The 21249-nt window shown below is 58.7% G+C and carries 18 protein-coding genes; 9 read left to right on the top strand and 9 right to left on the bottom strand.

From position 1 onward, the window contains the following. Positions 1–25 precede the first annotated feature (25 nt). Positions 26–1066: a heat-inducible transcriptional repressor HrcA gene (gene hrcA, locus ACP8KU_RS03085; RefSeq protein WP_023023433.1), complete on the bottom strand. Its 1041-nt coding sequence runs from the start codon at positions 1064–1066 to the stop codon at positions 26–28. A gap of 163 nt (positions 1067–1229) precedes the next feature. Further along, positions 1230–2369 (bottom strand): radical SAM family heme chaperone HemW, encoded by a 1140-nt coding sequence (hemW, locus tag ACP8KU_RS03080; RefSeq protein WP_237800961.1) that lies wholly within the window; start codon positions 2367–2369, stop codon positions 1230–1232. Positions 2370–2518: 149 nt separating this feature from the next. Between hemW and ACP8KU_RS03075 the strand changes: the two genes are divergently transcribed. The 4 genes from ACP8KU_RS03075 (at position 2519) to ACP8KU_RS03060 (ending at position 7334) form a co-directional block, all read left to right on the top strand. After that, the gene (locus tag ACP8KU_RS03075) at positions 2519–3907 is read left to right on the top strand and encodes a hemolysin family protein (RefSeq protein WP_284639443.1); all 1389 of its coding nucleotides are present in this window, start codon (positions 2519–2521) and stop codon (positions 3905–3907) included. Further along, on the top strand, positions 3907–4965 hold the full coding sequence (locus ACP8KU_RS03070) for a CNNM domain-containing protein (protein WP_126319551.1): 1059 nt from the start codon (positions 3907–3909) through the stop codon (positions 4963–4965). The genes ACP8KU_RS03075 and ACP8KU_RS03070 overlap by 1 nt, the downstream gene beginning before the upstream one ends. 107 nt (positions 4966–5072) lie before the next feature. Further along, a complete protein-coding gene (locus tag ACP8KU_RS03065; RefSeq protein ID WP_237800959.1) occupies positions 5073–6227 on the top strand; it encodes an ATP-binding protein in 1155 nt (384 codons plus the stop codon). 165 nt (positions 6228–6392) lie between these two features. Further along, entirely contained in the window at positions 6393–7334 is a 942-nt protein-coding gene (locus ACP8KU_RS03060; protein WP_284898816.1) for a hypothetical protein, read from the top strand. Positions 7335–7427: 93 nt separating this feature from the next. Here ACP8KU_RS03060 and ACP8KU_RS03055 read toward each other — a convergent pair whose 3' ends face one another. From ACP8KU_RS03055 to ACP8KU_RS03035, 5 genes are all read right to left on the bottom strand, one after another. Next, entirely contained in the window at positions 7428–8864 is a 1437-nt protein-coding gene (locus ACP8KU_RS03055; protein WP_284898813.1) for an NOC3 family protein, read from the bottom strand. 358 nt (positions 8865–9222) lie between these two features. Beyond that, a complete protein-coding gene (locus ACP8KU_RS03050; protein ID WP_005278077.1) occupies positions 9223–9903 on the bottom strand; it encodes a hypothetical protein in 681 nt (226 codons plus the stop codon). 224 nt (positions 9904–10127) lie between these two features. After that, positions 10128–11960, bottom strand: coding sequence for an AMP-dependent synthetase/ligase (locus tag ACP8KU_RS03045; protein WP_237792472.1), 1833 nt, complete (start codon positions 11958–11960; stop codon positions 10128–10130). Between the two features lie 151 nt (positions 11961–12111). Then, the gene (locus ACP8KU_RS03040) at positions 12112–12387 is read right to left on the bottom strand and encodes a hypothetical protein (RefSeq protein ID WP_237792471.1); all 276 of its coding nucleotides are present in this window, start codon (positions 12385–12387) and stop codon (positions 12112–12114) included. Next, positions 12380–12565 (bottom strand): hypothetical protein, encoded by a 186-nt coding sequence (locus ACP8KU_RS03035; protein WP_232218816.1) that lies wholly within the window; start codon positions 12563–12565, stop codon positions 12380–12382. Before ACP8KU_RS03035 ends, ACP8KU_RS03040 begins: the two co-directional genes overlap by 8 nt. 55 nt (positions 12566–12620) lie before the next feature. Between ACP8KU_RS03035 and ACP8KU_RS03030 the strand changes: the two genes are divergently transcribed. Beyond that, the gene (locus tag ACP8KU_RS03030) at positions 12621–13883 is read left to right on the top strand and encodes a carboxylesterase family protein (protein ID WP_484483964.1); all 1263 of its coding nucleotides are present in this window, start codon (positions 12621–12623) and stop codon (positions 13881–13883) included. Positions 13884–13891: 8 nt separating this feature from the next. Here the strand turns inward: ACP8KU_RS03030 and idi are convergent, their stop codons facing one another. After that, the gene (idi, locus tag ACP8KU_RS03025) at positions 13892–14437 is read right to left on the bottom strand and encodes an isopentenyl-diphosphate Delta-isomerase (RefSeq protein WP_023017121.1); all 546 of its coding nucleotides are present in this window, start codon (positions 14435–14437) and stop codon (positions 13892–13894) included. Then, on the bottom strand, positions 14434–14982 hold the full coding sequence (locus ACP8KU_RS03020; RefSeq protein ID WP_023017120.1) for a hypothetical protein: 549 nt from the start codon (positions 14980–14982) through the stop codon (positions 14434–14436). The genes idi and ACP8KU_RS03020 overlap by 4 nt, the downstream gene beginning before the upstream one ends. Before the next feature lie 173 nt (positions 14983–15155). Here ACP8KU_RS03020 and ACP8KU_RS03015 point away from each other — a divergent pair, with 173 nt between their 5' ends. The 4 genes from ACP8KU_RS03015 (at position 15156) to ACP8KU_RS03000 (ending at position 21065) form a co-directional block, all read left to right on the top strand. After that, positions 15156–17042 (top strand): ABC transporter ATP-binding protein, encoded by a 1887-nt coding sequence (locus ACP8KU_RS03015; RefSeq protein ID WP_023029101.1) that lies wholly within the window; start codon positions 15156–15158, stop codon positions 17040–17042. A 42-nt stretch (positions 17043–17084) separates the two neighbouring features. Further along, positions 17085–18215 carry a MalY/PatB family protein gene (locus tag ACP8KU_RS03010; RefSeq protein ID WP_484483963.1) on the top strand — a complete coding sequence of 377 codons (1131 nt, stop codon included), beginning with the start codon at positions 17085–17087 and terminating at the stop codon, positions 18213–18215. Between the two features lie 215 nt (positions 18216–18430). Beyond that, complete coding sequence (gene brnQ / locus ACP8KU_RS03005) at positions 18431–19858, top strand: branched-chain amino acid transport system II carrier protein (protein WP_484483962.1); 1428 nt, start codon at positions 18431–18433, stop codon at positions 19856–19858. Between the two features lie 187 nt (positions 19859–20045). Beyond that, positions 20046–21065: an LLM class flavin-dependent oxidoreductase gene (locus tag ACP8KU_RS03000; protein ID WP_005278049.1), complete on the top strand. Its 1020-nt coding sequence runs from the start codon at positions 20046–20048 to the stop codon at positions 21063–21065. Positions 21066–21249: the final 184 nt, after the last annotated feature.

The raw sequence follows: 21249 nt of genomic DNA, 5'->3' as shown, positions 1-21249 counted from the left end.
GTAGCGACCGGCTAGTCTACTCGCACTACTCGCCTGCCAAAATTTCACTTACGTATTGTGCAACAGCAGAGACCTTAGAGATTGTTCCCGAATAGTCCATAAACGTCGGTCCCACGACACCAAGGCCGCCAAGCGTCGCCGCCTGTCCCCCAGTTCCAAAACCATACCCGGCGGCAACGACGGAGGCATCGCGCAGTTGATCCTCTTCGTTTTCGTCCCCAATCACCACGGATACATTGCCCAGGTCCGGCACGCGTGCCAGCAGTTTCAACACGACGACCTGTTCTTCCAAGGCCTCGATAATTTTAGGCAGGCCTTCCGGGAATTCGCGCGCGACGCGGGTGAGGTTAGAGGTGCCCGCCATAATCAGGCGATCAGATGGCTGTTCCACCAAGGTTTCAATGAGCGTGGTCGCCACCTTGAGCACGTGGTGGCGGATATCCAGCGGGGCGTCATCGACGAGGTGGGCGAGCTCCACGGAGGCATCAGTAAGCGTCTTGCCCACCAGTGCATTATTGACGATGTCCCGCAGGCGATACGTCTGGTCTTGGTCAATGACCTCATCCAGTTCCACGTTGCGCTGATCCACGCGGCCATTATCCGTAATCAACACCAGCAGCACCCGCACCGGAGATAGCGTGACCACCTCACAGTGCTTAACGCGCGAGACCTTCAAATTGGGCAACTGCACCACGGCCGCCTGCTCAGTGACCTGAGCCAAAAGCTGCACGGAGCGGCGCAGCACATCTTCGAGGTCTACCCCGCCTTCCAGGAAGTTCAGCATCGCCTTGCGCTCAGGGGTAGAAAGCGGCTTAACCTCGTGGAGAGAATCAACGAACTGCCGGTAGCCCTGCTGCGTGGGAACGCGCCCAGAACTAGCATGCTGCTGCGAAATCAGCCCCTGCGATTCCAGCACGGCCATGTCATTGCGGATGGTCGCGGAAGAAACGCCCAGCCGGTAGCGCTCTACCAGCGTTTTGGAACCGACAGGCTCCTGGGAGGCAATGTAATCCGCAACGATGGCCCGCAGGACCTCCTTGCGGCGGGCATCAGTTGAGGTGGACACTTCGAGTGCTCCTATTCTCTGCGGGTTAGTTTCCGTCGATGTGCCGGCGTCTCTCTATAAATACAGCGTAAATCCAGTGCCGATCTTAAAAGTCTAACAAGAATAAGCCCGAATAAGGGGTTTTGGTGGTTCAGAGGGGAATATAAGAACTTTCTGACGGCGGCTAGGACTCTTCGGCGATGAGGAGGTCGGAGACGATGCCATCGGCAAGCAAGCGCCCAGGCTTGGTCACTCGCACGCGCTGGCCGGCGCGCTCGAGCAGCCCGCGGTCGATGAAGCCCTCCAGCGCCGGGGCGGCGTGGGAACCGAGCCAGGATTCTGGGATGCCCTCGCGCAGGCGCAGGCCGAGCATCACCTTCTCCATGTGGCGATCGGCACCCGTTAGGGTTTCACTGTCTTTGATGGGCAGCTCGCCGTTTCCTAATGTTTGGATATAGCGGTTGGGGTGCTTGACGTTATAAAAGCGCTCGTCACCTAGGTGGGAGTGCGCACCAGGTCCTGCGCCCCACCAGTTGCCGTCCACCCAGTAGATGCGGTTGTGCTCGCATTCGCCGCCGGGCAGCGACCAATTGGAGACCTCGTACCACTCGAAGCCGGCGTCTTCGAGGGTGGAAGAAATCATTTCATAGCGCCGGGCCAGCACGTCTTCATCGGGGGCGGGCAGCAGTCCTTTATTCACCTTGCGGGCCATACGGGTGCCGTCTTCCACGATGAGTGAGTACGCGCTGACGTGGTCGACGCCGGTTTCGAGCACGCGGTCCAAGGTCTCACGGACGTTATCGTCGGTTTCGGTGGGCGTGCCATAGATCATGTCGAGGTTGACGTGCTGGAAGCCTGCCTCCCGGGCCTCGCGCGCGGCGTCGAAGGCGCGCCCGGGGGTGTGGGCGCGCTCGAGTACCTGGAGCACGCTATGCGAGGCGGACTGCATGCCGAGGCTGATGCGGTTAAAGCCGGCATCGGCAAGCGCGGCAAAGTACTCCGGCGAGGTGGACTCCGGGTTGGACTCGGTGGTGACCTCAGCGTCTGGGCTAAGCCCAAAGGTGGAACGCACCGTATCCAGGATGCGGCTTAAGCCTTGGCCACCCAAGAGCGAGGGCGTGCCGCCGCCGATGAAAACGGTATCCGCGGTGCGCCCCACGCGGCCAGCCGCCATCTCCAGCTCTTTGTCCAGGGCGTCGAGGTACGGACCGGTGAGATCGCGCGGGCTGCCCAACTCGCCGGGGGTATAGGTATTGAAATCGCAATAACCGCAGCGGGTGGCGCAAAAGGGAACGTGGATATACAGCCCGAATGGTTCAGTCATGAATCAAACCCTAATAGGAGGGGAACAAAATGGCCGAAATGGGTGTTAAACATGTAGTATATTGCCAACTTCCCGCGTATAGAAAGGTACCTTCAGTGGAGCCTCCCAGTCGATGTCCCCGCCACCTTATAGGCGGTGGGGAGTAAATCATGTTATCGGCTATTGCGATGATCCTGGCAGGCTTTGTCGTCATCGGGCTCATCATCGTCGCGAATGCTTACTTCGTGGCGCAAGAGTTTTCATTCATGTCCGTGGACCGCACCCAATTGCGGTCCATGGCTGCTGAAGGGGATAAATCCGCCCAGCGCGCGCTCGACATCACCAAGCGCACCTCTTTCATGCTCTCCGGTGCGCAGCTCGGCATCACCATTACCGGCCTGCTCATTGGTTATGTGGCAGAGCCCTTGGTGGGTCAGGGCCTGGGCGTGCTGCTCGGCGGCGTGGGCATTCCCACCGGCGTATCCGTGGCTATCGGCACCATCGCGGCGCTTTTCATTTCTACCATCGCCACGATGCTCTTTGCGGAGCTTTTCCCCAAGAACTACACCATCGCCGCGCCCATGAAAACGGCGCTGCGCCTAGCTGCCTCCACCCAGTGGTACCTGCGCATTTTCGGCTGGCTCATCCGCTTTTTCGAATACTCCTCCAATGCGATTTTGAAGCTATTCCGTATCGAGCCGGTAGAAGATGTCGATTCTTCTGCTACTGCCGATGACCTCGAGTCCATCGTCGATTCCTCGCACGAAACCGGCGTTTTGGATGAGGATACTTATATGGTTTTGGACCGTTTGCTCGACTTTCCCGAACACGACGTCGAGCACGCCATGATTCCCCGCTCCCGCGTGGATGTGATTGACCCCGGCACCACCTTGGGTGAAGTGCGCGAATTGATGTCCGAAAACCACACGCGCTACCCCGTCATCGATGATGAGCACAATCCCATCGGCGTGGTCCATCTTTTCGATGTCTTGGGCTCCGATCTCCCTGCCGCCACCAGCGCCACCGCCATCATGCGCGAGCCCCTGGTGGTTCCGGAGCTCATGCCGCTTCCCGATGTCGTCGATGAGCTGCGCGGCGAAGAACAAAAGCTGGCCTGCGTCATCGACGAGTACGGCGGATTCGTCGGCATCGTCACCATGGAGGACTTGGCCGAAGAGATCTTGGGCGATGTCACCGATGAACACGATATCGAGGAAACCGAAGAAATCACCGAGCAGGACGAGTCTCACTGGCTAGTCGATGGCGATACGCCGCTGGATGAGATCGAGCGCGCCATTGGCCACGATCTTCCAGAGGGTGACTTTGAAACCATCGCTGGACTACTTATTGCGCACGCCGGCGCCCTGCCAGAGGTAGGTGAGGTCCACACCATCGCCTTGGAGGCAGAGCCGGACGACTGGGTGGATCAGGACGAAGCGCCCACCCGCTCCATCCGCATGCGCGTGGATGACGTGGACCGCCACGTGCCATCCTCCCTGGCCATCGAACTTATTGAGGACTACGTTCATGATAGCGACGACGAAGAGGAGGAGGCATAATGACCGATACGTGGTGGTTCAACCTCATCGTCACGCTACTCATCATCGCCGCATCCGGCTTCTTCGTGGTCATCGAGTTTTCCCTCATGGGCTCACGCCGCAACCGGCTCGAAGAAAACGCGGAGTCCTCGCGCACCGCCCGTGCCGGCCTGCGCTCGCTCAATGAGCTGACCATTATGCTTGCGGGTGCGCAGTTGGGCATTACCGCCGCCACCTTCGTGCTCGGCGCCGTGACCAAGCCCTGGGTCCATCACCTCCTGATGACCCCGCTAGAGGCCCTTGGCCTGCCGCTAGGCATTGCCGATGTCGCCAGCTTCATCCTCGCCCTATTTATCGTCACCTTCCTGCACCTGGTACTGGGTGAAATGGCGCCCAAGTCCTGGGCCATCGCGCACCCAGAATCCGCCCTGCAGGTCATTGCCATCCCCGCCCGCGGGTTCGTGTGGGTCTTCCGTCCGTTGTTGAAGTGGATCAACACGATGGCCAATAAATTGGTGGCCATGACGGGCGAGGAACCGGTGGATCGCGCCGGTGCTGCCGGCTACGATGCCGAGACGCTGCGCACCTTGGTCGAGCACTCCCGTGAGACGGGCGCGCTTGACGATAATTCCGCCAATCAGATTTCCGATGTCATCGAGCTGGAGAACTCCACGGTGGGCTCCATGGCGCGCGCCCACGGCTCCGAGGTAGTGCCCCTGCCTTCCGATGCCACGGTGGAACAGCTCCAAGAGCTTGTCCTGCGCAAAAACATTATGCGCGTGCTCGTCTTCCCCAAGGATTCCCGCGTCCCCCGCGTGGTGCACGTGCGCGATACCCTCATGGCGGATCCCGATACCCCAGTCCTCGAATTCTCCCGCGCCCCGATCTCCGTCTCTTCTGCCACCACCGTGCAAAAGACGCTCGATCACATGCGCGCCCGCAATGAGCAGCTCGTCGTCGTGGGCAAGGCGGATAAGGACAAGGCCGTGTGGATCCTTACCTGGGATGACATCATGGGCCAGCTGTGGCCGCAGATTACCGAGCAGCTGGACAAGGTCACCCCTCCCCCAGCGGTTTAACTGTCTCGCCGAACCAACCAACCCGTTGGTTTCGATGCCTAATAGTTTTATAAACAAAATTCAAAAGATAAACAAGCGTACACAAGCGCGGTGTTTACACTTGGACTATGACCAACCGGAAGAACCCGTTTACCGCCACGCTTGGGGCCACGCCTCCCTACCTGGCTGGCCGTAAAGACTCCATCGAGGAGTTTGCTTATGCCTTGGACGATGGACCCGGATCCCATGAACGCATTTCCCTCGTCGTGGGTCCGAGCGGTATAGGTAAGACGGTATTGCTCAATGCCTTCAAAGACACCGCGTCAGATCGCGGGTGGCGCATCCTTAATGACACGGCAGCTGCCGGTTTTGCGGAACGGCTCCGTGCTGAAATTATAAATACCCTTCATCTCAACCGGACAGCGCTAAAAGGTTTCAACCTGCACCTTTTCCAATTGGGCATCGGGATGGAACGGGATCCAAGGACATTATCCGCGGAAACCTACCCCTTAAGAAAGGCCTTGAAAGACCTCCTCCATGCGCAGCGGGAACTAGACCGCATTTCCCACAGCGAGCCCACCGGGGTACTCATTACGTTGGATGAAATGCACCACCAGCGCAGTGATGAGGTCATCGATTTTGGCGCTACCATCCAGCACCTCGTGCGAGAAGGGGAAAATATTGCTGTAGTCATGGCAGGAATCCCATCCTCGATTAAACCGCTTTTGGCTAGCCAAGATGGCTCTAATCCTGTCACTTTTCTTCGCCGTGCGAACCGCATTGAATTGGACCGAGTGCCGGATACGGACGTGCGGAAGGCACTCAATGCTCCCGTAGAAGAAACAGAGGTTAATTGGGACTCGGACGCGCTGAATTCTGCCGTAACCGCTTGCCAGGGATACCCCTTTATGATTCAGCTTGTCGGCCTATGGGCTTTCCGCCACCGAACAAACAATACGATTTCGGTGGAAGCTGCGCAGGAAGGCATTTCCAAAGCGCGACGAAAGCTAGGGCAGCTCGTCCATGAGCCCGCCCTAGCGGAGCTTTCCCCCATCGATCGGACATTCCTGCTCCACATGGCTCAAGACAATGGCCCCTCATCCATGAGTGATATCACGGCCCGCCTAGGAAAAAGCTCGCAATATGCATCCAATTACCGGCGCCGTTTGCTTGACTCGGAACTAATCGAAATACCAGCCAGTGGCCAAGTAGACTTTGCCCTGCCCTACCTTCGGGACTACTTGCGCGAGCATGCAGCTAGCTTGGTCATCGATTCGTACTAATCGAGTTCAGTCACGCAACCCATCCTTAGCGCGGGTGTGGATAACTTAAGCTCGTGGCACCACTGGGGCATCATGATTCACACTTAGTGAAGATTCAACGAGAACTCCACAGCCTCGCGCGCATTCGGGTAGCGGGCATCGTGCTCCTCGTTTGTGCTCGAGGGCATGAACCAAGCACTAACTAATATTCCGTCCATCCGGAACAACCATCCCACCTTCTGGCACGACCTCAATAACGGCACCTATCTTAAACTCGCACCCCGCATCGCGGTGCACCGTGATCATTACCGCAGCCTACCCCTACCTGCCCAGCTGCGTCTGCGTGCCATTGCCGCCGCCCGCAGTGCTTATACCGCAGTACTCATTTCCAAATCAGCCGCTCGCGTCCATGGGCTATGGGTGCTTGCCTCCACCGAAGAGAAAGTGGAAATGGCCCTTCCTTGCAATTCCTTGCCGCACAAAGACCGCCGCCATCCGGATCGCATTTACCGCAAGGCCACTATTCCCGCCCCAGACACTGTCGACGGTGCCCGGACGGTAAGCAAGGCGCGCGCGGTTATCGATGTCGCTCGCTACCATGGCTTCCGCGACGGCCTTGTCGCCGCCGATTCTGCGCTGCGAGCAGGTGTAACAAAAGAGGACATGACACAGGAACACGCCCGCATGGGCAGGGTCCGCAATAGCTCCACCGTGCGCGAGGTTATCCACCACTGCTCGGAGCTATCCCAGTCGCCCTATGAATCCTATGCCCGAGCGCTCCTTATTCAAGCGGAGTTTCCATGGCCGTTATTCTTTCAAGCACGCTATACCGCCGTTGCCGGAATAGTGGTCGCCTTGTGTATAAATAACACCTACATCATCGAGGTCGACGCCTGTTCCTGCGGACATAGCTCCCATATCACCGACACAGAGTTCTCCACACCCGCTACCGCCGCCCACCACCTACGGGAAAACCGGTTACGCGCAGCCGGCTATACGGTGCTTCGCTACTGCCCACACCGGCTTGTAGAACACCCCCAGCGCTTTCTCTCTGCGGTCACCTCGGTCATTTCAGCACGGCAAAACTCCCTCCGGTCGCAACGCAATCGCAATAACGCTGCGACTTAATTGGTCTGAAAACCGCGAAAGTCCCGCGCTCTGGTAGAAAACGCGGGAACTTTGCAACGCGCCCTTAAGGTCTAGTAGCGCCGATCCTTGAGGCTACTTGTTCCAAGGAAGACTATTCTTGGACAGGTAACCATGCTTGTAAAGGTAATCGCCCACAGAAAGCAGGCCCAGTACCGTGCCGCCACCTACCAGAGCAGAGGCCAAGGAAAACCCGTTCGCGGAAGGGGCCTTAGAAGCCTTGTGGGCTTGGCTTTCTTCCTCCTTTCCATCATCTGCGTCTGCGTCGTCAGCGTCAGAATCGTCCTCATCCGCCTCGATGCTGGCCTCGTCATCTTCAGCCTGTGCAGTCGACTCTGCTTCGTCGGTAGCCTCTTGCACATCCTCGTCATCATTCTTCAGCTCGGAGGCTTCGGCGGTCCCCTGGGAAGCAGGCTCTTCTTCGGAAAGCTCTTCAGATGTACTCTCGCTGGTTGATGAGCTAGATTCGCTTTCCTCATCAGCCGATGCTGCGGCGGTGGCGGTGGATGCAGCAGAAGCTGCGGCGGACTCCGCGTTGTGGTCGCTGGTGGACTGAGCAGAAACTTCCTTACCGTTCAACATATCCGAGCACATTTGACCGGCCGGAGCGTTCACCGCAGCCAGGTCTGAAGCCCGCTCAGAAATGGTACCCAAAGAATCCGCGATGGCTTTTTGTTGTTGCGCACTGAGCTTCAGGTGGTTTGCCGCACCCGCTCCAGGGACCAAGCCCGCAACGGTCACGGCTACGTTGAAGAGCTGAAGAACGGTCTTCGCGCCGCTGCCAAATACCCCGTCCGCGAACTTAATGAGGCCAGATACGGTGCGCTTTGCCGCCTCAGGGTCCTTTAGATCGACATCCGCATCGGCGTTGTCAATCCGCCCAATGGCCATGCCTTGTGCGCGAGAGAGATCCCAGGTCACGGTCTTGTCCTGCTCGCCTTTACGCACTAGCTTTTCGATTCCCTCCCAGGTCAAGCCGGAAATCTTCTCCATAAACTCCGCCGGGACAACGTCCCCAACGACGGGAAGAAGCTCCCATACCGTTTCTAGGATCTGCTCGCCGCCATCATAGAAAGACTTGGCCAAGGCAAGCTTGAGGCCGAGCAGGTTTCCTTCCTTGCCAGGAGCATCGGTTACCTCGCAAACAAGCTTGCCCTTCTTTTCGTCCTGGAGCACCTTGATGTTGACGTCCTCATTGGACGCTGCGGACTGCTTGAGCTCAGCGAGGGAGGAAGGCTTGCTGGATTCTTCGTCTTCAGAATCGACCACAGACTCATCGGTTTCTGCTTCGAGCTCGTCCAATGCTTCATCGCCAGCATTACTTTCCTCAAGCAAGTGGCCGTCTTCATCAAACTCAATACCGTTGACGTCAACGGTATTGTCGGTGGTCTTTTCCTCGACGAAGGTGGTGTTATCTTCCGCGGCAAAGGACGACGGAACGGCGGTGACAGTAGAGAACGTGGCGATAGCCACTGCGCTGGCAATCAGGCGGGAAGAACGGCGTGCTCCCATCGGAAATCTCCTTGTGTTGTGCAATATACGAATTTTCATGTCTACTCCGTCGCTGAGAACGGCATCGCCGCCAACAAAGATGTAGACGGCGGAAACATTACACAGTAATGAAAATCTTTTCCAGTTAGTTTTTCAGTTTTCCTCAAGGTGCTAATCATGGTTCTTTATTGGTTTTCCACGCCCACATGGAATAACGGAAAATTAATTAGTCCACCGTTAGCCAAAAACTTTTTCAGGGTTACCTAACGCTCGTCCCTTAAGCACCCCCTAAAAGGAGGTAAAACTACACCGGCCACCGAGAGAGGGAATCTCGGTGGCCGCTAAAATCCCCTTGCTTAAAGCAAGGAAGTCTAAAAATCTATGCGGTTGTGGCCCTGCGGGCTGCCTCACGCTTGGCGCGAACTTTTTCTACGACCGCAGCAATGCGGGCGCGCTCTTCAAGGAACTGCGGCGGGTTATGTCCACGCATTGAGCGCACGTACGCTGGGTGCGTATCGAGCACGGTGTGCTTCCACGCCTGCACGGCGATGAGCGCGGATTCCCCTGTGCACTTATACAGGTGCGGCAGGGAGACCATGTCGAGGTTGCGGGCGACGGCATCGGTTTGCGCCAGCACGTAGTCCACGACTTCACGCAGGTAATCTGCTACCGCCTGCGTGCGCTGGCGCAGAGCTTCTGCCAATTCATGCACGACGATGGGCTTGGCAATGGGATAACGCTCATCCAACAGGCGCGGGGTCAGCTGCTCCGGCTCCTCCGCATCATTTGCTCCAGAAGGAGCGGCAGAAATGGTTCCCGAACGCACGCCGGATACTAGCGCTTGGCGAAGCCCAATTAGCTCACCCACGCAGCGCCCCGAGTCCACGCGGGCATCGTCGACGATATCGCCGAGTTCTGCCAGGCAATCCATGGACAGTTCCTCATCCCAATCCTCGATTGCTTCGATGAGGTGCTCGAGGTATTCCGCGACTTCGTCGCCGATATTGTAAATCTCCTGGGTGAGCTCGCGGTGACGCAGCTCGGCGGCGATCTTCTGCATAGGCTTCGAGCCACTCCTTCCGCGGTTTTCATTTTCTAACCTCTAGTAGAGGTTGAGGTTTTCGGCGACGACTCATGACTCTATGCCAGATCGTCTACCGCGAGAGTGCGACACTCCGAAGCGTTTCACAGGTTTATGGCAGGTTCGCGCTTGCGCCATTGTGACCTGCAAGAAACTAAACACCCGAGGAATAAAATCCCCGGGTGTACCCGCTTCGCCGTTTTCTAGCGCTTGTAGATGTGCTCGATGGCGCTGGCATAGCGCTGCGCCACCACGTTGCGCTTGACCTTCATCGTTGGCGTGAGCTCATTTTCATCCTCGGTGAGGTCGCTTTCTAGGATGTAGAACTTCTTGATGCCTTCCGCATGGGACACCGTGGAGTTGACCTTGTTGACGGCGTCTTGCACTTCGGCGCGCAGGGTGGCATCGGTAGCGATATCGTCCATGGAGCGGTTTTCTGGGATATTGTGGTCCAGCTTCCACCGCTTGAGGATGTCCGGGTCCAGGGTGATAAGCGCTCCCACGAATGGCTTGCCATCGCCTACGACCATGGCCTGCGAAATCAGCGGGTGGCCGCGCAGGATGTCCTCCATCGGGCCAGGCGAGACATTCTTTCCGCCCGCGGTAACAATCAGGTCCTTCTTGCGGCCGGTGATCGTGAGCTTGCCATCATCGTCGATTTCGCCCAAGTCACCGGTGTTGTACCAGCCGTCTTCAAAGGCTTCCTCCGTGGCCTCGGGGTCATTCCAGTACCCTTCGAAGACCATGCCGCCCTTGATGCAGACTTCGCCGTCATCGTTGATGCGCAGGGTAACCCCGCCGAGAGGCGGGCCGACTGTACCAATGGATTGGTCCACGTAGTCCACGGCAGCTGCCGCGGCGGTCTCGGTCAGGCCGTAGCCTTCATAGATGGGCACGCCGATGCCGCGGAACCAGTGCAACAGATCGTGGCCCATCGCGGAGCCGCCGGTAATGCAGTACCGAACATTGCCGCCCACGCCCTGGCGAATGGTGGAATACACCAGCTTGTCAAAGAGCTTGTGCTTAATTTTCAGCAGGCGGTCTGGGCCGTCCGGCGTATCGAGTGCCTTGGAGTATTCGATGGCGATCTTTTCGGATTGCTCAAAAAGGAAGCTCTTGATGCCAGAATCCGCCGCCTTCGAGGCCGCGGAGTTGCGGACCTTTTCAAATACGCGCGGCACGCCCAAAATCACGTTGGGGCGAGAGCGGGCGAACTCGATGGAGATGGTGGAAAAATCGGACCAGTGGTTCTGCGAGGCACCGCGAATGGCCACGGCAATCGATACGGCGCGGGAAAAGACGTGGGCCAAGGGCAAAAATGTCAGCGTATGGCTGCCCGGCACGGCGAAGACGCCGATGGGGTTGGTGGTCAGCGCCCTAGCTTCCGAGAGCCAGTTCCGGTGCGTCAGGATGCAGCCCTTCGGGCGGCCGGTAGTGCCGGAGGTATAAACCAAGGAGGCCAGGTCATCGGTATTGGTGGCGGCGATGCGGGCAGACACCTCGTCGGTGCCAACGCTGCGGCCTTCGAATTTCAAGGTATCGATGGCGGAGGAATTAATCTCTAATACGCGCCGCAGCTGCGATGGTGAGCCCTTCAAATTCGGTTCCCCATCGTCTTGCAGGACCAAGTTTTCTACTAATTCGGAGTGCTCACGGGTTTCGGTAATCGCCAGCACCGCCCCGGAATCCTCGATAATCCAGCGCACCTGGGAGGCGGACGAGGAAGGATAAACCGGAACCGATGCCGCACCGGCGGCCCAGATGGCATAGTCCAGCAGGGACCATTCGTAGCGGGTAGCAGAAATCAGGGCGATGCGATCGCCCTGCTCCACGCCTAGCGCGATTAAGCCTTGAGCTACTTCAAAGACCTCATCGATAAACTCTTTACCGGTGACATTGACCCACTCATAATTAGCTGGGCGGGTAAACATGACGCCGTGCGGGCGCTTCTTCGCGGTATCCATCAGGGCGGTGAGGCAGGTCTCCCCCGGCTCAATGGTAAATTCCGCCGGGGTGTGCACTTGTTGCAGGGTCACGCGATATCCTTTCGCACAGCTAATAATAATCTCTGCCTACTGTACCAACCGGTTGGTGTATCAACGCGTTTTACCCACGATCGAAGCTGTAATTATTCAGGGTTTATAACACCACAGTGTCCCATTTATTGGAGCAAACCACCAATCCGCACTAAGGCCACAGGCTGCCGATGAGCGCAACGATGAGAACTAGCGCAATCATGGACCACAGCGTGAGCGAGACCCGGGATTTGGGCAGGGCGCGCTTGCGGCGAACGGGCTGAGAGGTGCCGACAACCGGCGGGTTTGCAGCGCGCTCATCCTTTTTGCGCTCTGGATCCCACAGGCCTTCGCGGGGATCGACCGGCTGGATCCTATCCGAGCTGGCGCCAGGCACGTCGCCGCTCGCGGCGTTATCGCCCGCGCCCTCCGAATGTTGTTCAGCCATGGTCTTTTACTGTAGTGCCGCGCTTGTGAAACTGGGAAATTAGGGCGGCGCTGCGGTCCACGGCCCACATCAGGCACCAGGCCAGCCCAATCATAATGGGAACCACGACGATGACCACGATGATCATCTGTACCCACACAGGCGCCTGCACCAAGAACTGCGAAAATGCGCTGCTCACGTCAGTCAACCACTCCATGGGTCTTTATATTACTGCCCACGGTAATCTGGCAGGTATGTCGAGCGCACAGATACCCGTCACCATTGCCAGCCCATCTGGCCGCATCACCGGTTTTAGCCGCGATGGCCTTTGTTATTTTCATTCGCTGCGCTTTTGCGAAATCCCTAGCCGCTTTTCCCCGGCGCGGGCATTGGATACGCCCCTCGACCAGGATGCGCGCACACCGCAGCCGGATGAGGTAGCTCTCAGCATCACCGCCCCCGATAACGCGGCGGATTGCCCCGTGGTGGTCTATATCCACGGTGGAAGTTTTGAAGGCGGCTCTCATGAGGACGAGCGGGTGCCAGGCACGGTAACGGCCCGCAAGGGCATCATCCATGTGCGGGTGGGATACCGCGTGGGCCTAGCCGGATTTGCCCGCTTTGCTGAGGATGAAGCAGACCGCTACCGCGGGATCGATGACTGCGTGCTGGCTTTAGAGTGGCTGCAAGACAATATCGAATCCTTTGGCGGGGATAAAACGAATATCACCTTGGTGGGCCAATCCGCCGGCGCGGCTATTAGCCTGTGGCTTGCCCGGCGCGATCACTACCGCGGCGCTTTTCGGCGCGTCCTCGCGCTATCGCCTGCCTACCCCCGCGATACCTTTGAGCACCGCGTGGCGGGATTGCACAGGTACCTCTCGGCACCCATCGAACGCAACGCTCTGGAGTCGCTTTCGCCCGAGTCTTTAGAAAAGGGCTACAAAAAGTTCCGCAAGAAGCACCGCTATGACTTGGCCCTGGGCCCGGCACCGCTGCGGGCATCCGAATTAGCTGATATTCCCATAGTGGTCAGCTCCACTCGCGATGAGTTTTACGATCATCCGGCCGGCAAGCGCATCGATAACATGGCCCTTGGCAAATTTATTTGCAATTATCTTTCCCAGCGCTTCGGCTTCCCGCACGGCCGCTACACGCAATGGCGCCAGCTGGCGCAGTACGTTGACCCAGACCGTCTCATGGGCCGGATGATCGGCGACTCCCTCGTTCGCCGCTGGACGGCGCAAGTTGCCAGCGGCGCACCGGGGCCGACCTGGATGATGGAATTTACGAGGAATCTCAAGCCAGCGCTGCACTGCGATGAGCTCTATCCGCTATTCGGCACCGACTGTGAGCTGAACGAATGGCTCTGCCACTTCGCTACCACCGGCGAGCCGGGTTTTCCCCGCTATGGCAGCGACCACCGCGTCCTCGAATTTGATTTGGATACCGGGGATCGGCGCATTGCCTATGCCACCCTGGATTACGTGGCGGCGGCGTTTTATGAAGAAGACTAGTTGGCCAGCTATCGCGCCTGAAGCGCCGCGCGCAATTCGGCTTCTGCCAGTTCCTCGCACATCCATGGGCTAAATGCCGCTGGAACCGCATCGGCCGCGGCGATGAGGCGGGCGGGATCGACCCATTCCCAAGAGTCGACCTCGTCCGGGTTCGGCTGCCACTGCGCTTGGGAATCAAGCTCTACGCAATAGACGGGGCAGATTTCATTTTCTACCAGGCCGGAGGAATCCACCGCACGGTAAGAAAAGGTGGGCAGCACCACGTGCAGGTTAGAAAGCGCGTCTGCAGGAATCCCTAGCTCGAATTCAGCGCGGCGAATGACGGCATCGGCAGTTGGCTCTCCCGGGCCAGGATGGCCACAGAAAGAATTGGTCCACACGCCGGGCCAGGTTTTCTTGCTCAGCGCCCGGCGGGTGATGAGTACTTTTCCGTGGCAGGTAACCCACGCGGAAAAGGCAAAGTGCAAGGCGGTGTCGGTGGTATGCACCTCGGATTTGAGGGCAGTGCCAATGGCCTTTCCATCGGCACCCGCCAGGACTACCCGTTCCGTCATAGGTTCAGGTCACCCACCCAGGTGACGTTTCCAATATGCAGGCGGGCATTCCATAGGTTGCCCGGCGCGACATCGTAGCGATATTGCAGGTTGACCGAGGCGCCCGCACCCAGCGGGTGATCAAGCCCCGGTGGTTCCACCCCAGGCGCGGAGTTTTGGTCATAAGGCAGGGATTGCACCTTAGACCAGCCACCATTGCCGTCGGCGCGTTCGAGGACAGGGTCGTCGAAGGCATCAGTGGGCAGGGCCATTTCGTTTTCATTCTTGAGCAAAATGGTCACCACGGACCCGCCGGAATTACTATCCGCATATACTCCTTGCAGCTCCCAGCTAACGCCGAGGCCGGCATCCTTTACCGGGCTGGCCAGGTTGGAAGTAACTTCCTTATCGTCGGTGTCTTCCGCTTGATAAGGCGCTTCTTCCGAGCTGGAGACGGTGATATTGTCCCCCAAACCGGTCTCTTCCGGCTGGAGAATGCTGCATCCGGCCAGGGTCACGGCGAGAAGGCTGACCACGCCTGCGCCTAAAGTGTGAGAAATTTTCACCGTGGATGGATCCTTTGCACGCGAAGATAACTTTATTTCTGCACAGATACCTTAGCCGAAAGCCCGCCCAAGGTATGCATCTGGGCTGCGCGCCGTGGCGTGTGGCATACTTGTCCGTTGCTTCACTCTTCCCTAGCTGCTTTCTTTCGCGTATTTGAATCGAGTATTTTCCTATGTCTTCCCTAGTGCGCATCGTCCGCAGCGCTTCTGCCCTGTGGCCTTTTTATCTCGGCGTCCTGCTTACCGCGACTATCACCGCCCTCGTCTCGCTGGTGGCACCGTTTTTAACGAGGGAGGCCACCGATGTCATCGTTGAGACCGTACAGTCTGGCGGCGATACCACAGGCGCCCTGCGCACAGTGCTGCTTTTAGCCTTAGCCTTGTTTATTGCCGATGCCACGAAGGCCCTGTTCAATAATATCGGCGGCTATATCGGCGATGTCATGGTCTCCCGGCTACGCCAAATTTTATCCAACCGGTACTTTGCCAAGCTCTTGGCGCTGCCGCAGGGCTATTACGATGACCAGATCACCGGCACCATCATTGCCCGGCTCGACCGTTCTATCGCCAATATCACGCAGTTTATTCAGTCCTTTGCCAATAACTTCTTCACGATGATCATCCAGACCATCGCCGTATTGGCCATTACCGCGTGGTTTTATTGGCCGCTGACTATCCTGCTTGCGCTGCTATTTCCCGTGTATATGTGGCTTACCGCCCTGACATCTAAGCGGTGGCAGGAATTCGAGGCTATTAAAAACGAACACATTGACCTCGCCAACGGCCGCTTTGCAGAGGTCATCGGCCAGGTCAAGGTCACCAAATCTTTCGTCAGTGAATCGCGGGAGCTTAACCATTTTGCCCAGCACTACGGCGGCGTGGTCGAGACCACTAAGCCACAATCGCGCTGGTGGCACACCATGGATACCTTCCGCGGGTTGGCCATGGCGGTCATCTTTTTGGGCATCTACGCCGTCATCTTCTGGCGCACGCTCGAGGGATATTTTTCCATCGGTGACATGGTGATGCTGCTGCAGATGGTGGCCGGAACCAAGCAGCCGGTATTCATGATGAGTTGGATCGTCGATACCGCCCAGCGCGCCATCGCGGGCTCCCGCGACTATTTCCATGTCATGGAGGAAGAAATCGAGCCCACTGCCCCACGCGAGCTCGTTGCTGCCACCACCGGTTCTGGCACCCCAGAGCTGGATCTCACCCCGATAGCCCCGCTAGAGACCACCCCCGGCGCGCCGGTCTTTGCCTTTAATGACGTGTCGTTTTCCTACGAAGAAGGAAAACCCGTAGTAGAAGACATCTCTTTCACTGCGCATGAGGGCCACAAGGTTGCCCTAGTCGGCGAATCCGGCGGCGGTAAATCTACCTTGGTCAACCTATTGCTCGGCCTCTATCATCCATCGGATGGCGATCTAGAGGTCTTGGGTCACCGCATCGATGATCTCAGCGCGTCCCGGCTGCGCGCCTCTGTCGGCGTGGTCTTCCAGGAGTCCTACCTCTTTTCGGGCACAATCCGCGACAATATTGCCTATGGCAAGCCCGGGGCCACGGAGGAAGAAATCGTGGATGTGGCCAAGCGCGCCAATGCCCATGACTTCATTGAGGCCTTCCCGGATGGCTATGACACGGTCATCGGCGAGCGCGGGCTCAAGCTTTCCGGCGGGCAGAAGCAGCGCGTGTCCGTCGCGCGCGCCATGCTGAAGGACGCACCCATCTTGGTGCTCGATGAAGCCACCTCCGCGCTGGATACCAAGGCCGAGCGCGCCGTCCAAGCCGGCCTGGACGAGCTGATGAAGGACCGGACCACGCTGATTATCGCGCACCGCCTATCCACCATCGCGGATGTGGATACCATCATCACCCTCGAGGCAGGGCGGATCGATGAAATGGGCTCGCCTGCCGAACTCGCGCAATCCGGCGGCATTTATGCCGAGCTGCTCAAACTCACCCAATCCAGCTCCGCGGCGGACCGCCGCCGGCTGAAAAAGTACGGCTTTGTTACCGGGGCCAATTCCCGCAGCGAGCACGGCGAAGAAAGTGAATAAATCCACTGGGACTGCTGCGCTTAAAGCGTTAAGCTTGTGTGCATGCAGTTTCCTAGCCTAGAAGAGTTGCAAGCCCGCGGAACCCGCAAGTGGACCGTCTTCGATGAAGACGTCCTCCCGCTGTGGATCGCGGAGTCCGATTTCCCCACCGCCCCCGCCGTCAAGAAGGCGCTGCAGGAGATGGTGGATAATGAAACCTTCGGCTATACTCCCTCCCCCAAGGCCTCGGGGCTGCGCGAGGCCTTCGCGGATTTCTATGCGGAGCGCTACGACTGGCGCCCCAATGCCGATCACATCTTCTGGATAGGCGATGTCGTCCGCGGCCTCTTGCTCGGCGTGCAGTACTTTACCCGCGATGATTCCCCCGTCATCGTGCCCGTGCCCTCCTACCCACCGCTGCTGGAACTTCCCCGCACGGCTGGGCGCGAAAAGATCGAAACCAGCCTCGAGCTAGAGGAAATCGAGCAGGCCTTCAAGGACGGTGCCGGTTCTATTCTCTTGGCCAACCCCTATAACCCGCACGGCCACGTCTTGTCGGAGGACTACCTCCGCGGGCTGGTGGAGTTGGCGGAGAAATACGATGCCCGCATCTTGGCCGATGAAATCCATGCCCCGCTGGTCTATGAAGGAAAGCATATCCCGGTGGCATCGCTAAGCGAGGAAGCAGCGCAGCGCACCATCACCGTCACCGCCACCTCCAAGGCCTTTAATACCGCGGGACTTAAGTGCGCGCAGATCATCTTTTCCAATGCCGCCGATGCCCAAAAGTGGAACGGGCTGACCGGCGTGGCCAAAGACGGGACCGGCACCTTGGGCGTGCTTGCCGCCGAGGCCGCTTACCGCCACGGCGGGGGCTTCTTGGACGAGGAAATCGAGTACCTGCGCGAGACACGCGACTGGTTGGTGAAAGAACTCCCGCAGCGCATCCCTGGGCTAAAGACCTCGCAGCCCCAAGCCACCTACCTGTTGTGGCTGGACTTTTCCGATACCGCCCTCGCTGGCAATCCCCAGCCCGCCAAGTGGCTGCGCGAAAACGCCCGCGTCGCCCTCAACGAGGGCGATACCTTCGGCACCGGCGGCCCCGGCCACGCGCGGTTGAACTTCGCCACTTCCCGCGAGATCTTGGGCGAGGCACTCGACCGCATGGAAAAGGCCTTCGCCGAGCTCGACTAGCTCCCCCGCCATCCTTTCTCCTCGCCCCATCGCACGCGCGATGGGGCTTTTATTGCATTTTCACCATGCTTTGATTTCTCAACAGGTGGGCAGTAATATCTCATTACACGAATAGTCCCTATAGGGCTACAGAATTCGCATTCTCGTTCGCGTCGCCTGCCACCACGGCTCTCGGCGCGGCTGATGGTTTTAGTACGCAATGTTAAGGAGCCAGGATGGCTACCACCACCGCCTCAGGCACACCCAAGAGCAAGGCCACCGTTGTCATTGCCTCGCTCATGCTCTTTTCGATGTTCTTCGGCGCCGGCAACCTCATTTTCCCGCCCATGGTGGGCGTATCCGCCGGTACCAACTTCTGGCCCGCGGTGCTGGGCTTCCTCGCTGCCGGCGTACTCTTGCCCGTCCTGGCCATCATCGCGGTCGCCATTTCCGGCCGCTCCGTGCGCGACCTGGGCGCGAATGGCGGCGCTATCTTCGGCGTCGTCTTTTCCGCCATGGCCTACCTATCCATCGGCGCTTTCTACGCGCTCCCACGCACCGGCGCGGTCTCCATGGAAACGGCGATTACTCCCCTTTTGGGCTGGGAAGGCACCCTGGCTAGCGGTTTATTCAATACCATCTTCTTCCTCATCGCGCTCGGCCTGGCGTGGAAGCCCAATTCCATCATCGATACCCTGGGCAAATTCCTCACCCCAGCCCTGGTTGCGCTGCTGGTCATCCTCATTACCTTGGCCGCGCTGAATCACCCGCGCGATCCCCAGATGCCGACCGAAGATTACGTTTCTTCCCCCATGGTCACCGGCCTTTTCGAGGGCTATAACACCATGGACGCCATCGCCGGCCTGGCCTTTTCCATCGTCATCGTGGGTTCCCTGCGCTCTAAGGGCTTTAAGACCCAAAAGTCCCTGGTGAAGGGCACCATCACCGCGGCGCTCGTCGCCGGCGCCCTGCTTGCCGCCATCTACTTGGGGCTGGCTTGGGTAGGCCAGACCTTGCCCGATGGCCAGTCCTATGAATCCGGTGCGCCGCTGCTTGCCGAGGCCGCCAATCTCACCATGGGCACCTTCGGCCAGGCCCTCTTCTCCGCCATCGTCGTCCTCGCCTGCCTGACCACCGCGGTGGGCCTTATCACCGCGACCTCCGCGTTCTTCGAGATGCTGGTGCCGAAGACGAGCTACCACCTGTGGGCCTGCATCTTTACCGCGATGTCCATCCTCTTCGCCTTCCAAGGCCTCGACACCGTGCTATCCATCGCGGTTCCGTTCATCACCTTCCTGTACCCACCGGCCATCTCCCTCATTCTGCTCACGCTTATCCAACCGGCGGTAAAGAATTCCGTCGTGTTCTACTGGACCTACCGCCTTGCCCTGTGGGTATCGGTCATCTGGTCCGCCCTGACCGTCATTTCCGCCCAGGGTTGGGGCACCGCCGCCCTGGATCCCATCTTGTCGCTGGCGCCGGGCCAAGCGGTGGATCTTGGCTGGATCGTGCCGACTGTCATCGCGGCAGTTATTGGCCTGATTGTCGATATCTCCACCAGGGCCGGCGAGAAGCACTCTAACTCTGTGACCGCGGCGGCCGATGCCGATGGCGATGCCGTCGTTGACTCGCCGCTCGATGCAGCGGCATCGCCAAAGAGCTAATCTTTTTCCTTCCACACCCCGCCGTGGGCCCGCATTCCTCGGGTTCCACGGCGGGTTTTCTATCTGCGGTTCAACTCAGCTTGGGTCGCCGGGATGCACATGCTCGCGCGAAAAAGTACGGAATAGCCCCGCCCCGCGTACCGTTGCACTATAGGTACTATCCCCGCGAGAAAAAGGATTATTTCCCATGACTGATCACGCGCCGCTTTCCGTATTGGACTTTTGCACCATTTATGACGGTGAAACCCCTGCCCAATCTATTAACCGGTCGGTGGAATTGGCCCAAGAGGCCGAAAAGCTGGGGTATTCCCGCATGTGGTACACCGAGCACCACAATATGAAGTCCATTATGTCCTCCGCGCCCGCCGTCCTCATCGCGCACATCGGCGCGAAGACGGAGCGCATCCGGTTGGGCTCTGGCGGCGTGATGCTGCCCAACCACTCGCCGTACGTCATCGCCGAGCAATTCGGCACCCTAGAGGAGATGTACCCGGAGCGCATCGACTTGGGCGTCGGCCGCGCCCCCGGCACGGACATGAATACCTTGGGCCGTGCGCTGCGCCGCGATGGTCAATCCGCCGAGCGTTTTCCAGAAGACGTCAAAGAGCTCAACGCTTATCTGGAGGGCAAGGCCTATATTCCTGGGGTCAGCGCGGTTCCCGGTGCCAATACGAACGTTCCTATCTATATTCTGGGCTCGTCCATGTTCGGCGCTTCGCTCGCGGCAAAGCTCGGCCTGCCCTACGCCTTTGCCTCCCACTTCGCCCCGCAGCACCTCGAGGAAGCAACGACCTACTACCGGGAGAACTTCCAGCCTTCCGAGCGGTTTAGCAAGCCCTACGTCATCGCCGGTGTCAACGTCACCGCCGCCGATACTATGCAAGAGGCAGAAGCCGAGTACGAGCGCGTGTGCTTTAACCGCGTGAAGTCTTTCGCCGGCCGCGGCAAGTACTTGACCGACCAGCAGGTAGAGCAGATCATCGAGTCCTACCAAGGCCAGCAAATCCTGGACATGCTGCGCTACTCCGCGGTTGGCACCACCAAGGAAGTCACCGAATACCTGGAGAAGTTCCAAGAGCACGCCAAGGCCGATGAGCTCATGATTTCCCTGCAGTCCAGCTCGCACGAAAACGTCATCAAGAACATGCACGTATTGGCCGAGGGCTGGCAGCTCGATCCCGCCAACGTGGCGGGCACCCCGCGCTAAACCCCCGCCTCGCTGCGCTACACAGCGTCGCGTTGGGCTGCCCTCGGTCTCAACGCTGGCCGCGCGGTGCCACCGAATCCGCCGCACAACAATCCGCTGGGATTGCCCTAATTTATGGCAATATATGCCTCCCCCCGAATGGTTTTAGGGCGTTTATGTGTTGAGTAACACACAAGTTATTCTT

The organism is Corynebacterium sp. LaCa_282, from assembly GCF_057198125.1.
This window is presented reverse-complemented; position numbering and strand designations above follow the sequence as displayed.